Here is a 14,173-nt window from a genome sequence, read left to right on the forward strand (position 1 = left end):
AATCGCGTTGACAGGATTGTGACGGATGTCGCATACTCGCTCCCATTGTCACATTGAGAGTGCCGCATGATGCCGTCGATGTCTGAACTGAGCTTGTTGAAGGCGCTGTGGATAAGCCAGCCGCAAAGCGCGCGCGAAATTCATGACGCCACGCGCGCGGAGCTGGACTGGTCGTTTTCCTCGACCCGCAAGACGCTCGAGCGCATGCACGCCAGGCAAATGGTGGCGCAGCAGATCTGCCACGGCGTGCAGGTGTATGCCGCGCGCCTGGACAAGGTGGCCACGCTGGCCGCGTTCGCGCGTGATTTTTGCAGCCGCGTGATGGAGCTCGACGGGCCCCTGCCGGCCACCATGTTCACCGGCAGCCGCCTGGTCGATGCCGCCGAACTGGCGCAGCTCGACCAGTTGCTGCACGACTGGAACGACGGCGCCGCGGCGCAGGACGCCCCATGAGCGCGCTCGATCTGTTCGCCCTGCGCTTTGCCCAGGCCAGCGCCGGCTGCGTGGTCGCGCTGGCCTTCGGCGCCACCTGCGGTCGGCGGGCGGGCCAGCTGATCGCCTGGTCGGGCGCCACCGGCAAGGTCAGTGGCCCGCACCTGCACTTCGAAGTGCGCGAGGACGGCCAGCCGGTCGATCCGGCGCGCGTGCTGGAGGTGTTTGCCGTCGCCGAGCGCCGCTGATTTACACCTTTTAACAAACCTGCGGCCGCGCCCCCGCTGCGGCCGGCCCTTCCACGTCTGAATAGATTAACCATGCGCCTGACCATTTGCCTTCCCTTGATGTTGTATTCCGGTTGCACCCTGGCGCAGCAAGCCGGGCAGGCCGCGCCGCTGCCCGCCACCGCCAGCGTCGACATCGTCGCCACCCGCGACCGCGCCCGCCAGCTCGACACGGCGGCCATGACCGTGGTCGGGCGCGAGGAGTTGCTGCGCTTCGGCGACCAGAGCGTGGGCGACGCCCTCAAGCGGGTACCGGGCATCACCGTCAGCGGCGTGCCGGGACGCGGTGGCGAACTGCGCATGCGCGGGCTGGGCGCCGGCTACACGCGATTGCTGCTCAATGGCCAGCCGGTGCCCAGCGGTTTTTCCATCGACAGCATCGCGCCGGAGCAGATCGAACGGGTTGAGGTGATGCGGGTCGCCACGGCCGACACGGGTGCCCAGGCCATCGCCGGCACCATCAATATCGTCCTGCGCAAGGCCGGCGCGCGGCCTGAGCGCGAGTTCAAGGCGGCGCTGGCGTACAGCCATGCGCAGTGGACGCCGGAGCTGAGCGGCCAGTACAGCGGCAAGTTCGAGCGCGCCAGCGTGGCGCTGGGCGTGGTGGCGGTCGATGCCCGCAGCCGCGTCGCCTCGTCGGATATCGACAGCGGTGTCGACGACGCCGGCGCGCCCAATCTGCGCCGCGAGGGCCGCGAGCACAAGAGCGAACACCGCTCCACCGTCAACCTGACGCCGCGCCTGGCGTGGACGCTGGCCAATGGCGACAGCATCACCGCGCAGAGCTTCGTGCGCGTGCTGGCCCTCGGCGTGGACAATCAGGCCAGCGAGCGCACCACGCTGGGCGATCCGACCGCCTTTCCCGACAGCGCCACGCGCCATCGCGCCCGTGCCACCACCGTGCGCAGCGACCTGCAATGGTTGCGCCAGACGGAGCAGGGCGGGCGCCTCGAAGTGCAACTGGCGCTCCAGCATTTCCAGCGCCGCGCCAGCAACGATTTTGAGGGCGACGGGGCGCCCGCCGCCGCCAGCGTGGTGCGCGTCGTCGATGCCAGCGCGCGCGAACAGAGCTGGAGCCTCTCCGGCAAGTTCACCGCGCCGCAGCAGGCCGGCCACCTGATCGTGGCCGGCTGGGACGGCGGGCGCGGCGAGCGCACCGAGACGCGCCGCGAAACCGACAGCACGGTCGGCGCCGACAGCGCGCTGGAAACCTCGACGGCGCATCTGGCGCGGCTGGCCGTGTATGTGCAGGATGACTGGACGCTCAGTGACGCCGTGGCGCTGTCGGCGGGCACGCGCTACGAGGTCGTCGACATTGCCAGCGGCGGCACGCTGCAGGACCCCGTCAGCCCGCGCTTTTACGCGGGCGGCCCGCTGCTGCAGGCGCGCCTGAAAACCTCGAAGCAGGGCCAGTTGCGGCTGGGGCTGACGCGCACCTTCAAGCTGCCGACCCTGGCGAACCTGTCGATGCGGCGCTACACGGTCGACAACGGCAACTCGCCGCTGGCGCCCGACGAACAGGGCAACGGGGCCCTGCTGCCGGAGCGCGCCTGGGGCCTGGACCTGGCGTATGAACACTACTTCAGCAGCAGCGCCATGCTCAGCGCCAGCGGCTACGCGCGCCGCATCGACGACGTGACGATCAGCCGCGTCGAGCAGCGTGGCGTGCGCTGGATATCGACGCCGTCGAACGCCGGCCGCGCACTGGCGCGGGGGCTGGAACTGGAAGGCAAGGCCACGCTGGGCGGCTTCGCGCTGCGCGCCAACGGGGCACTGAACTGGTCGCGCATCGACAGTTTGCCGGCACCCGGCAACCATCTGCCGAACCAGGCGCCGTTCAGCGCCGGCTTCGGCCTAGACCGCCGCTTTGCCAGCGTGCCGCTGACCGTCAGCGCCAGCCTGACCATCCAGGGCGGCACTCGCTCGCGCCTGTCCGAGCGCGTCCTGGTGGACAACACCAGCGTGCGCGAACTGGGCCTGGTCGGCCTCTGGCAGCTCGATGCGCGCAGCAGCTGGCGGCTGTCAGGGGCGAACCTGCTGGCGCAGCGCCACGACAGCGCGGCGCGCTACAGTGCTGGCGCGGCCGGCTTGCGCACCGTCACCGCCACGCCCACCTGGGCCACGTTCAGGCTGGTGTACGAGCGCCGCCTGTGAGTCGCACCGCGGCGCCTGCTCAAAGCGCCGGCGCGCAGGCCGGGCGGTGCTTCATGGGTCGATGCTGGGCGCTGCCCTGAATTCATGGGCGATGACCTTGCCCTGGCTTTTACCGACATCGATGGTGATCGCATGGTCGGCGAAGCCGGGGTTGACGATGCGCACCTGGTGCGTCCCCAGCGGCAGCGTCAGGCGCTTCAGGGGCGGGCTGTCGCCCTGTCTGCGGCCGTCGACGAACACCGTGCCCCAGGGCTTGACGGCCAGCGTCACGGTCGACGATTCGAGGGCCTGCGTGTGCACCATGTCGGCCTGGGCGCCGTCAGCGGCGGCGTCGGCGGCCGGCGCGGTCGCGGGCAAGGGCTCGGCCATCGTGTCGGCGGCGGGCGCGGGCGCGCTGACGGCGGCCATGTCGAGGGGCGGCGCCAGCGCCGGCCGGGCGGCCGGCGCCACCGCGCGCGGCTGCGGCTGGGGATGGGCCAGCATGATGGTGTCTTCGCCGCCGTCGCGCAGCAGCGCCGCCAGCAGGTAGCCGCCAGCGAGCACGATCAGCACGGCGGCCGCCAGCAGACCGAGGCGGCGGGCCGCGCTTGGCGGGGCGGCGGCTGGCACCACCTCGGCCACCTCGGCCACCCCGCTGACGGGCATGCGGATGGTGACGCCTTCGACCGGCCAGTTCGACGCCAGCGCGGAGGCGGCGCTGGCGGCGGCCGGCGCGCGCACCGGTTCCGTCCACGCGTTGCCCTGCAAGGGCGCGCCGACGGCGATGCCGAGCAGGGCGCGGAAGGCGTCGAGCGTCTGCGGGCGGTCGTGCGCCAGCACCGCCATGCCGGTGTCGATGGCGGACAGGAACTCGCCGCTGTAGCCGGGCGGCGCCTGCGCGCGCAGGGGCACCAGCGGATCCTGGATCATGCGGGCGATCGAGCTGGCCGGGGCCTTGCCGGTGATGGCGAAATGGATCACCGCCGCCAGCGCATAAATATCGGTATAGGCGCCCTGTTCGAGCGCGGCGTCGCCCGCATATTGCTCGACCGGCGCATAGCCGGGCTTGAGAATGACGGTGAGGCCCTTGGTCATGTCGCCGATCACCTGGCGCGCCGAGCCGAAATCGAGCAGCACCGCGTCGCCGCCCGGCTGGATGATGATGTTGTCGGGCGAAACGTCACGGTGCACGATGCGCATCGTGTAGAGCATCTCGAGCGCCTGCAGGATGTCGCCCAGCAGGCGCAGGCACCAGGCCTGGTCGACCAGCTCCGGCTCGTGCGCCACGAGTTGCTTGACGGTGCGGCCGTCGTAGTACTGCATGGCGGTGTAGGCGGTGCGGTTCTGCTCCCAGTAGCGGTGCACCTTGACCAGCGCCGGATGGTCGAAACTGGCGAGGAAGCGCGCTTCGCTGATAAAGCTTTTCAGACCGATCCGGAACGTCTCCTGGTGACGTTCGGCGCGCAGCGAGACGCCCTGGTCGTTGCCGCGCACGGCCAGCGCCGAGGGCATGTATTCCTTGATCGCCACGTTGCGGTGCAGCGAGTGGTCGAACGCCAGGTAAACGATGCCGAAGCCGCCTTCTCCCAGTACCCTGACGATCTCGTAGTCGGCCAGCCGGGTGCCCGGCGGCAGGCAGTTTTCCATGCCCTCCGGCGTTGCCGGCGCCGGCACGCCTTCGCTCATGGCGCTGCCCACGCCGGCGGCATGAGCGCGGCGGCCGCACTGACTGGCAAGGCGAAAAAATCGGGGGCGCCAGATACTTCGGGGCTGATCATTGTGTAAACAGACAGCAAACTGTCTTGTATTTATCTACAGCAATAATGCCAGAAGACGGGGGGGCGCGCACCCCCTGCACGAAACATTTTTATGCTTTTTAGCGATCAGACATGCTGGCTCAGGCGTCAATGAAGCGCATCTTGAAACTGCGTCCCTTGATGTTGCCGAAGTCAGGTCCCAGCTTGTTGCCGGCGTTCAGGCGGTCGAAGGCGTCGTCGGCGATATTGCGCTCGAGCGCGACGTATGTCTGGAATTCGGTGACGTTGATCTTGCCCACCTGTTCGCGGGTCAGGCCGGCGTCGCCCGTGAGCGCGCCGAGCAGGTCGCCCGGGCGCAGCTTGTCCTTCTTGCCCCCCATGATGACCAGGGTGACCATCGGCGCCGGCGCCGCCTCGCCGCTGTCGGCGTCGAGTTCGGCCAGGTCGTGCCAGTCGGCGTCGGCGCCCTGGTAGGCCTCGATCAGGCGCACCCATTTTTTCTCGTTGGGCGCGCACAGCGACAGCGCCAGTCCCGATTCGCCGGCACGGCCGGTGCGGCCGATCCGGTGGATGTGCACCTCGGTGTCCTTGGAGACGTCGACGTTGATGACGGCGCCCAGGTTGGCGATGTCGAGGCCGCGCGCGGCGACGTCGGTGGCCACCAGCACGGAGCAGCTGCGGTTGGCGAACAGGATCAGGATTTCGTCGCGCTCGCGCTGTTCGAGTTCGCCGTACAGGGCCAGCGCGGTGAAGCCCTGGCTGCGCAGTTCGGCCGCCAGTTCGCGGCAATGGACCTTGGTGTTGCAAAACGCCAGTGTCGATTCCGGCTTGAAGTGCTTGAGCAGTTTGCCCACCGCGGCGTCGCGCTGGTCGAAACCCACTTCATAGAAGCGCTGCTCGATCTGGCCGGCGTCGTGGCGCGCCTCGACCGATACTTCGAGGGGATCGCGCAGGAATTTTTCGGTGGCGAAGCGGATGTCGTCCGGGTAGGTGGCCGAAAACAGCAAGGTCTGGCGGCGCGCCGGGCAGGCGCTGACGATGCCGGCGATTTCGTCATAAAAGCCCATGTCGGTCATGCGGTCGGCTTCATCGAGCACCAGCGTCTGCACGTGGGCCAGGTTGATGGTGCCGCGCCCCAGGTGATCGCGGATGCGGCCGGGCGTGCCCACCACGATGTGGGCGCCGTGTTCGAGCGAGGCGATTTGCGGGCGCATGGCGGTGCCGCCGGTGAGGGTGAGGATCTTGACGTTCGCTTCGCCGCGCGCGAGCCGGCGCAGTTCACCGGCCACCTGGTCGGCCAGTTCGCGCGTGGGGCACATTACCAGGCCCTGGACGGCGAACCAGGCCGGATTGAGCTTGTGCAGGATGCCGATGCCGAAGGCGGCGGTCTTGCCGCTGCCGGTTTTCGCCTGGGCGATCAGGTCGCGCCCGTCGAGCACCGCGGGCAGGCTGGCCGCCTGGATTGCCGTCATTTCGAGGTAGCCGAGGGTGGTCAGATTGGCCAGCATGGAGGGCGCCAGCGGCAGCGAGGAAAAGGCGGTCTGGGTCATGATGGGCCGATACGAAAATGGGTCAATAGGGAATAGCTGGCAGCGCGCCGGCGCGCGGCCACGCCGGCACCCCTTGCAGGATGCAGGCGCAGTCTCAGTCTATCAGGCGGCAGCCCAGACGGGCAGGCCGGTGACGTCGAGGCCTTCGTCGCGCTGCCACTCGGGCAGGCCGGAGGCATCGGTGGCGTCGAGCAGTTCAAGCTGCTGCTGGGGGGCGCAGGTGCGCGGGCGGATACTGCGCCGGGGGCTTGCGGCGACCGGCGCGCCGGCCTCCGGCAGGGCGATGGCGGGCAGGGAGTCGTGGTCAAAGCCAACCAGGTCCAGCGTCGCGTTGTCTTTTTTGTCTCTCATGGTGCTTCGCTGCTGCGGGTTTTGTGCGGCCCATGCGTTTCCGGCCGCAGAAAACAAAAGCCCGGCTGCAAGAGTCGGGCTTCGGTTAAACAATGTTTGGTTGCGGGGACAGGATTTGAACCTGTGACCTTCGGGTTATGAGCCCGACGAGCTGCCAGACTGCTCCACCCCGCAGGACAGATTATACAGAGATGGTGGCACTCGCGCAATGGCTGGTTTTCTTATCGTGCGCGCAGTCGCCACAGCGAGGTGATTTCGGCGCTGCGTGCCGCGTGCAGCGGGTCGCTGGCGTCGCTGGCACGGGGGTGCACGGGGCGCGTGTCGTGCCGCTCGATCAGCGCCAGGCCGCCGTCGGCGCACCAGCCAAGCAACTGCTCGCGCGTGCGCAGGCCCAGGTGTTCGGCCAGGTCCGACAGGATCAGCCAGGCTTCGCCGCCCGCCGCCAGGTGCGCGCCCACGCCGAGCAGGAAGCCCTTGAGCATGCGGCTGTCCGGATCGTAGATGGCGTGCTCGATGGCCGAGCTGGGACGGCCCGGCAGCCACGGCGGATTGCACACGACAAGGTCGGCCAGGCCGGGCGGGAACAGGTCGGCCTGCACCACCTCGACCTGGCGCTCGAGCTGCAGGCGTTGCAGGTTTTCGCGGGCGCACGACAGGGCGCGCGGGTCCATGTCGGTGGCGACGACCTGGGGCAGGCCGCGCCGCGCCAAAATCGCCGCCAGCACGCCGCTGCCGGTGCCGATGTCGAAGGCGCGCGCGGCGCCGGCGGGCAGGGGCGCCTGGTCGACCAGTTGCAGGTATTCGCCGCGGATGGGAGAGAACACGCCGTACCATGGGTGGATGCGGGCGCCGGCACCCAGCGCGGGCACGTCGACGCCGTTCTTCCTCCACTCGTGGGCGCCGATCACGCCCAGCAGTTCGCGCAGCGAGGCGACGAAGGGCTCGTCGGCGCGGCCGTAGGCTTCGTTGCAGGCCAGCGCCACCTCGGGCGCGCGGCGCAGGGCGATGCTGTAATCGGCTTCGAAGGGGATGAGCAGCATGGCCAGCGTGCGCGCGCGTTGCGACTGGGCCTGGCGGTGCAGGTGAAACGCCTCGGCGGGCGAGGCGGGCAGTTTCGGCGCCCTGGCGCGCTTGCCCTTGGGCGGCGCGTCGGCGCGCCGCGCCAGCGCCTGCAGCAACTGGCGCGCATTTTGAAAGTCGCCCCGCCACAGCAGGGCGGTGCCCTCGCAGGCGAGCCGGTAGGCGGTGTCGGCGGGGGTCTGGTCGTTGGCGACGACGACGCGCTTGGGCGCGGCCATGCCGCTTTGCGAGCGCCACAGCGCCGAGTGCTCGATGTCGCCCTCGCGCCAGTGGATGCGGGTGGCGGTGTCAGTCGGTGTGGCGAGCGTCATGGCGGGCAATCGGTTAAGAGCAATCGGCCATTATAAAGGCGCTGTCAATGGCGGTGCGACCAGTCCAGGCCGTTCGAGGCCAGGAACGAGGCGACGGCGGCCTGGTTGCCGGTCGCGTGCAGGCGCACTTCGCCGCAGCCGCACACGCCCATGTAGGGCTGGATGTGCGAGCAGGCCGACACTTTTTGCAGGTTGACCTTGACGGCCTTGGCGCATTTGGCGCACTTGAAGGTGAGGGTACGGACAGGTTTGAGCATGGCGAAGTTTCCTTGGGTGGGGCAGTATTCTAGCAGCCGGCCTACTCGACCGTCACGCTGCTGCTGCCGCCGCCCGCGGGCTGCACCACGATGCGGGTGGCGATGCGCTCGGTCATTTCCTGCACGTGCGAGATGACGCCGACTTTGCGCCCCAGCGCCTGCAGGCCGTCGAGCGCGTCCATCGCCACCCGCAGCGTTTCGCTGTCGAGACTGCCGAAGCCTTCGTCGATGAACAGCGACTCGACTTTCACCCGGTTCGACGACAGCGACGCCAGCCCCAGCGCCAGCGCCAGCGAGACCAGGAACGATTCGCCGCCCGACAGCGAATTGACGCCGCGGACTTCGCCGCCCATGTCCTGGTCGCGCACCATCAGTCCCAGCGACGGTCCGGCGCCGGCGCCGACCCGTTCAAGGCTGTAGCGCCGGGCCAGCTGGCGCAAGTGGGCATTGGCGTAGCCGAGCAGGACGTCGAGGGTGAACTGCTGGGCGTAGTTGCGGAATTTCTTGCCGTCGGCCGAGCCGATCAGCTCGGACAATTTGCCCCAGCGCCGCTCGACCAGTTGTGCCCTGTCGATGGCGGCCAGCGCTGCCCGGGCGTCGCGGCGCCGTTGTTCATCCTGGGCCACCGCCACGCGCAGGGCGCCGACCGCGTCACTGGCGCTCTTGCGCTGTGCCGCCAGCGCCGCCAGGTCGTCGGCCAGGCTGTCCAGATTGCCCGCCGGCGCCTGTTCCCGGTGGCTGGCGCGGCGCTGGCGCCGTTCGCTCAGCACCGTTTGCGCGGCCGCGCCGGCGCTGTCGAGTGCGGCCAGCGCCGCTTGCTCGGCGTGGCGGCTGGCGGCGGGCACCGCCAGCAAGGCGGCCAGTGCGTCGACGCTGGCGGGCGCCGCCAGCAGCGGGTGGCGCCGGGCGAAGCTGTCCAGCCAGGCCGCCACCGCGCCGTCGGCGGCGCCCGCTTCGACGCCGATGGCGACGCCGTGCGCGGCGCCGTGGGCGCGCGTGGCGCGCGCGCGGGCGGCGGCCAGGCGTGCCCCTTCCAGCCGGGCCTGGCTCGCGGTGAGCGCGGCGCGGGCGCCATCGACCGCCTGGCGCAGACGTGCTTCCACCGTCGCCACGGCGGCGCCGTCCCACAGGGCGGCGCGCTGGCGGCGGCGCGCGGCGACGTCGTCGTCAAGCCGGGCATACTCGGTGTGCGCCTGGGCCGCCAGCGTCGCCGCCTGGGTTGCCTGGGCCAGCGCGGCCTGCTGTTGCGCCGTCAGCCTGGCCAGCGCTGCCTGCTGCGCCGGCAGGCTGGCCGACTGGCCATTAAATTGCTCGGCCTCGGCGCGCCGGCGGGCGCGAAAACGCGCCGGGTCGGCCTGCCAGGCGGCGCGCCAGCCGCCGGCAGCGGCAAAGCCAAAGTCGAAGCCGTCGGCGCGCGGATGGTCATTGTGAATGTCATGGTCATTGCCGTCGGCGTGGTCGAACGCGCCTTCGAGGTCGTCGAGCAGCGCCACCAGTGCTTCGGCGGCGCCGCTGGCCTGGTCGCCCACGCCGGCCAGGCCAGCCTGGGCGGCGCTCGCTGCCAGCCGCGTGGTTGCCGCCAGCGCCAGGCTGTCGGCATGGGCAAGGCTGGCCCGGTCGAATGCCTGCTGGGCGACGTCGCGTGCGCCGTGGGCGGCGCGCGCGGCCTGCTCGGCCTGCTCGATCCCGGCCAGTTGCGCCGCCAGTGTCGCCAGGCGCTGGTCGAACCAGGCGGTGGCGGCGTCGCTCTCGCCGTCATGCGCGCCATCGTGCTGCGCCGCCGGCAATTGCGTCGCCAGCGGGTGCGCCTGCCACGCGGCGCGCAGGCGCGCCACATTCTCCACCAGAGCGTCGGCTTCCTCGGCGTGCGCCGCCGCCTGGCTGCGGCTTGCTGACAGGCGCGCACTTTCGCTGGCCTGGCGCGCCACGTTGGCCGCCAGCGCGGCGCGGCAGGCCCCCACTTGCAGGCGTAGTTGCTCGAGCACGGCGTGCAGGGCGGGGCTGGCGTCGCGGTAGGGGTGGTCGGCGCTGCCGCAGACGGGGCAGGGCGCGTGCTCGACCAGGCGGGCGCGCAGGTCCGTCACGTTGTCGGCGCAGGCCAGTTCGGCCGCGCGCAGGGACGCCTCGGCCTGTTCGGCGGCGGCGGCCAGGGGTGCCGCCGCGCCGTCCGCCTGCGCCAGCGCGGTGGCGGCCTGTTCGGCCTCGCCGGCGGCGCGGGCCAGGCGGGTGCTGGCGGCGTGCTGGCGCCGGCCCAGGTCGGCCAGCTCGAGCCAGGTGGCGCGCGCGGCGCCCAGTTGGTCGCGCTGGTCGCCCAGTTGTGCGCGGCGCGCGCCCAGCGCGGCCAGGTCGAGGCGCGCCAGTGCCGCCGTGGCCTGCTGGCGCGCCTGCTCGGCGCCCTGCAGCGCCAGTGCGGCCGCAGCGGCAGCGCCGCTGGCTGCCGCCGCCGCTTCGGCCGCCTGCGCCGCCGCCTGCTCGGCGCCGGCGCGCTGGCGATCGAGCGCCACCAGGCGGGCCTGTGCCTGCTCGGCGTCCTGCATCAATTTGTCCCAGCGGGGCCATTGCTGCGCCAGCGCTTTCAAGGCCTGGTGCGCCAGCAGCCAGGCGGCGCTGTCGGCCTGGTGCTGGCGCAGCGTGGCCAGCTCGGTGGCCAGTTGCCCGGCCGCCGCCGCCGCCGTGGCGGCATCAGCCGCGCTGGCCGCCCGCGCCGCCGCGGCCTGCGCGTGGGTCGGCATGAGCACGGCCAGGGCGGCGTCGAGCGCCTTGGCCTGGTCGAGCGCGGGAGCGGCCTCGAGCAGGGCCTGTTCGGCGTGCGTCAGCGCGCCGGCGGCGCCGTCGTGGGTCAGGCTGGCCTGCTGCTCGGCGTCGGCGGCGCGCGTCAGTTCGGCCTCGGCCGCAGCCAGCGCCGCGTGCGCCTGTCCCTGCTGCAGGCGCAGGCGCGCGGCCTCGGCCAGCAGGGGACGGGCGCCATCGACCGCGTCGAGCAGGGCCAGATGGCGCCGCCGCGGGGTGGCCGCGTCGAGGTCGGCGCCGGCCTGGGCCAGCGCCTGTTCGGCCGCAAGTTCCCCCTGCTGCAGCGCCAGCGCCGCCTGCTGCCAGCGGGCCAGCTGGTCCAGATCGTGCTGGCGCAGTTCGAGCACGGCCAGCGCGGCGCTGGCGGCGCCGCTGTCGGCGTCGAGCGCGGCGCGCGCTTCGGCCGTCAGCGGCGCCTGGTCGGCCAGCCGCGCCGTCAGGGCGCGCAAGGCGTCCTGTTCCGTGCGATAGCGCTCGAAGGCGCGCCGTGAAATGGTGCTGTAGATGACGCTGCCGGTGAGCGTTTCGAGCAGCTCGCCCCGTTCGTTTTCATCGGTTTTCAGGAAGGCCGAAAACTCGTTTTGCGCCAGCAGCACGGCGCGCGTGAATTGTTCGAACGAGAGGCCGATGCGCAGGCCGATTTCGGCTGCCACTTCGGTGCGGGTGGCGCCGATGGCGATCAGCTCGGGCAGCCGGTGCAGCGTCATGACGGCCGGCTGCAGCGCGCCGGCGGCGCGTGCGCGGGCCCGCCGCACGCTCCAGCGGGCGCGGTAGCGCAGGCCGTCGTTGCCGACGAAATCGACTTCGGCGTAGCCGTCGCCGGCGCCGCGCCGCAGCAGGCTGCGCGGGTCCTGGCTGGAGACGGTGTCGCTGCCCACATCGGGCACCAGCGCGCCGCTGCGCGAGGTTTTCAGGCGCGGGGTGGCGCCGTACAGGGCCAGGCAGAGGGCGTCGAGCAGGGTCGATTTGCCGGCGCCGGTGGGGCCGCTGATGGCGAACAGGCCGCTGGTGGCCAGCGGGGCCGCTTCGAAGTCGACGCAGAACGGCTCGGCCAGCGAGGCCAGGTTGGCGCCGCCGATTTTCAGGATCTTCATGGCGCTTCTCCCGCGCCGGGCAGCATCAGTTCGGCGAAGGCGCTGAGCTGGTCGGCTGGCGCCGGGTCGCCGTAGCGCTGCTCGTAGAGGCGGCGGAAAATGTCGTCCGGCTGCAATTGGGCCAGCTGATCGAGCGACAGCGCGGCGGCGCCGTCGTCGCCGCTGCCGGCCACATGCTTGCGGGTCGGCTCGATTTTCGCCAGCCGTACCGGTTTGCCGGCCAGCGCGTTCTCGATGCGCGCGCGCAGGCCCGGTTCGGGGGCGTCGAGCAGCACCCGCACTTCCAGAAACGGCTGGCGCTGGAGCGGCAGTGCGGGCAGGTCGAGCGCTGCCAGCGCCAGCAGTACGGCCTCGAGCGGCTGCGGGGTGGCGGGCAAGCGCATCAGCTCGACCGCGCGCGGCACGCTGATGGGCTCGACGACGGCGGCGCCGTCGGCCAGGTCGACCCGCAGCACCTGGTGGCGGTAGCCCACTTCGGCAAACGACAGCGGCAGCGGGCTGCCGCTGTAGCGGCGCGCGTCGCTGTGGCCGACCCGCTGGGCCAGGTGCAGGTGGCCCAGCGCGGCGTAGGCGATCGCGGCGTCGAACACGGCCGCCGGCAGTGCTTCGGCGCCGCCGATGACGATGCGCCGCTCGGACTCGAGCGAGGCCTGGCCGTCGACCATGTGACAGTGGCCCATGGCGACGATGCTCTGGCCGGGAGCGCGCCGCGCCGCGGCCAGCGCATACGCCTGCCGGTACAGCAGGGCGATGCCGTCGAGGTAGGGATCGGCCGCGCTGTCGGTGCCGCGCGGCACGTCGCCCGGGCGCAGGAACGGAATGGCCAGGCACCACGCGGCCACCGCGCCGGCACGGTCGTGCAGCGGCACCACCATGCGTTCCACATCGATGGCGCCGTCGGCGCCGCGCAGCACGTGGCCGATGACGGTGGTGCCATGGTCTTCCAGCAGGGGGCCGGGCGCTTCCAGCCGGCCCGGTGAATCATGATTTCCTGCAATAACGACGATATCGAGCGCAGGGACGCGCCGGCGGGCCTGTTGCAGGAAACGGTAGAGCTGCTTCTGGGCCGCCGACGACGGGTTGGCCGTATCGAAAATATCGCCTGCAATCAACAGCGCATCGACCTGCTCGGCCACCAGGGTATCGAGCAGCCAGTCGAGGAACTGTTGATGCTCGTAACTACGGTCGTAACCATGCAGGGTCTGGCCCAGATGCCAGTCGGAAGTGTGCAGCAGACGCATGGGGGGAGGCGGGAAGCGGGACGATGGTTAACTATAACGCAGGGCGCGCGGGCTGCGCTTTCTATCTTCCTAAGCAATATTTTCGCCTTATGCAAGCCCGGCAAGTTTGCGTTAGATCAAACCCGGTAGTGCGAAGCATATTTACACTGTTTCCTCGGGCTCAAGACAAAACCATACCAAACGGCCCGTTCCCCATTCACATTTTTGACCTGGCCACAGCTGGCCACGGCTGCGTTTGTGCCAGGCAATTGGCCGCTCGCGCCATCACTGGAGAATTCATGCTCACTGCAACGTACACGCTCGTGGCATTATCGGTCGAACTAGCCAGTCTGCGCGCCAGCCTGCAGTCCCTGCAGAAGGTGTTGCACACGCATTTTTCCGAGCAGTACAGCCTCACCGAAGGACGGATTGATTTCGCATGCGAAACATTGGCGCGCGCCGTGCAGGCACCGCACTGGTCCAAGGTGGACCAGCATTTATTTCCGGTCATCTACGACGCCACCGATGCCGCCGATGATCTGTTGCAGGAATTAAAACAGCTCCACCAGGGCGCCGAGCGCCAGCTGGCCGAAATCGAGGCCGCCTATGCGGGCCGGGCGCTCGACGGTGCGGACGCCGTGGCGACGTTTTGCGGCGAGGTCGACGGTGTCTGCCGCGATCTGCACGAGCGCCTCGAGCGCGAGGAGCGGGCGCTGTTTCCGCTGGCGCGCACGGTGGTCTCGGGCGAAGCCTGGTTCGCCATTGCCAACCGCATGCTGGCGCACGAAGCCTACATCAAGGAGAACCGGCCCATGCGCCCGGCGCCGGCGGCGTCGGCCATTGCGCGCGCGGTCAAGGCGGGGCAGCAGGCCAGCGTGACGGTGTAAGGCGGGGCGCCCGCCGCCCTGTGT

Annotated in this window: 11 protein-coding genes and 1 tRNA gene; 4 read left to right on the forward strand and 8 right to left on the reverse strand. The window is 70.6% G+C overall.

Features of this window, described 5'->3' with window-relative positions; translation table 11 throughout:
* The first annotated feature begins 78 nt into the window (after positions 1-78).
* From ACP7EY_RS10855 to ACP7EY_RS10865, 3 genes are all read left to right on the forward strand, one after another.
* A complete protein-coding gene (locus ACP7EY_RS10855; protein ID WP_426193332.1) occupies positions 79-453 on the forward strand; it encodes a BlaI/MecI/CopY family transcriptional regulator in 375 nt (124 codons plus the stop codon).
* Complete coding sequence (locus tag ACP7EY_RS10860) at positions 450-680, forward strand: M23 family metallopeptidase (RefSeq protein ID WP_426193334.1); 231 nt, start codon at positions 450-452, stop codon at positions 678-680. Before ACP7EY_RS10855 ends, ACP7EY_RS10860 begins: the two co-directional genes overlap by 4 nt.
* A 72-nt stretch (positions 681-752) precedes the next feature.
* On the forward strand, positions 753-2,873 hold the full coding sequence (locus ACP7EY_RS10865; protein ID WP_426193336.1) for a TonB-dependent receptor plug domain-containing protein: 2,121 nt from the start codon (positions 753-755) through the stop codon (positions 2,871-2,873).
* Positions 2,874-2,924: 51 nt separating this feature from the next.
* Here the strand turns inward: ACP7EY_RS10865 and ACP7EY_RS10870 are convergent, their stop codons facing one another.
* The 8 genes from ACP7EY_RS10870 to ACP7EY_RS10905 all read right to left on the reverse strand — a co-directional run bounded on the left by ACP7EY_RS10870 (position 2,925) and on the right by ACP7EY_RS10905 (position 13,283).
* Complete coding sequence (locus tag ACP7EY_RS10870; RefSeq protein ID WP_426193338.1) at positions 2,925-4,538, reverse strand: serine/threonine protein kinase; 1,614 nt, start codon at positions 4,536-4,538, stop codon at positions 2,925-2,927.
* A 211-nt stretch (positions 4,539-4,749) separates the two neighbouring features.
* On the reverse strand, positions 4,750-6,159 hold the full coding sequence (dbpA, locus tag ACP7EY_RS10875; RefSeq protein ID WP_426193340.1) for an ATP-dependent RNA helicase DbpA: 1,410 nt from the start codon (positions 6,157-6,159) through the stop codon (positions 4,750-4,752).
* A 102-nt stretch (positions 6,160-6,261) separates the two neighbouring features.
* Positions 6,262-6,510, reverse strand: coding sequence for a hypothetical protein (locus tag ACP7EY_RS10880; RefSeq protein WP_426193342.1), 249 nt, complete (start codon positions 6,508-6,510; stop codon positions 6,262-6,264).
* Between the two features lie 97 nt (positions 6,511-6,607).
* A tRNA-Met gene (locus ACP7EY_RS10885) sits at positions 6,608-6,684 on the reverse strand.
* Between the two features lie 47 nt (positions 6,685-6,731).
* Positions 6,732-7,901 carry a methyltransferase gene (locus tag ACP7EY_RS10890; RefSeq protein WP_426193344.1) on the reverse strand — a complete coding sequence of 390 codons (1,170 nt, stop codon included), beginning with the start codon at positions 7,899-7,901 and terminating at the stop codon, positions 6,732-6,734.
* Between the two features lie 44 nt (positions 7,902-7,945).
* Complete coding sequence (locus ACP7EY_RS10895; protein WP_426193346.1) at positions 7,946-8,158, reverse strand: hypothetical protein; 213 nt, start codon at positions 8,156-8,158, stop codon at positions 7,946-7,948.
* 41 nt (positions 8,159-8,199) lie between these two features.
* A complete protein-coding gene (locus tag ACP7EY_RS10900) occupies positions 8,200-12,042 on the reverse strand; it encodes an AAA family ATPase (RefSeq protein WP_426193348.1) in 3,843 nt (1,280 codons plus the stop codon).
* Complete coding sequence (locus tag ACP7EY_RS10905) at positions 12,039-13,283, reverse strand: exonuclease SbcCD subunit D C-terminal domain-containing protein (RefSeq protein ID WP_426193350.1); 1,245 nt, start codon at positions 13,281-13,283, stop codon at positions 12,039-12,041. Before ACP7EY_RS10905 ends, ACP7EY_RS10900 begins: the two co-directional genes overlap by 4 nt.
* A 278-nt stretch (positions 13,284-13,561) precedes the next feature.
* Between ACP7EY_RS10905 and ACP7EY_RS10910 the strand changes: the two genes are divergently transcribed.
* Complete coding sequence (locus ACP7EY_RS10910; RefSeq protein ID WP_426193352.1) at positions 13,562-14,149, forward strand: hemerythrin domain-containing protein; 588 nt, start codon at positions 13,562-13,564, stop codon at positions 14,147-14,149.
* The last annotated feature ends 24 nt before the right edge of the window (positions 14,150-14,173 follow it).

Source organism: Massilia sp. DWR3-1-1 (genome assembly GCF_049898325.1).
In the GTDB taxonomy this organism is placed as follows: domain Bacteria; phylum Pseudomonadota; class Gammaproteobacteria; order Burkholderiales; family Burkholderiaceae_D; genus JAFCUW01.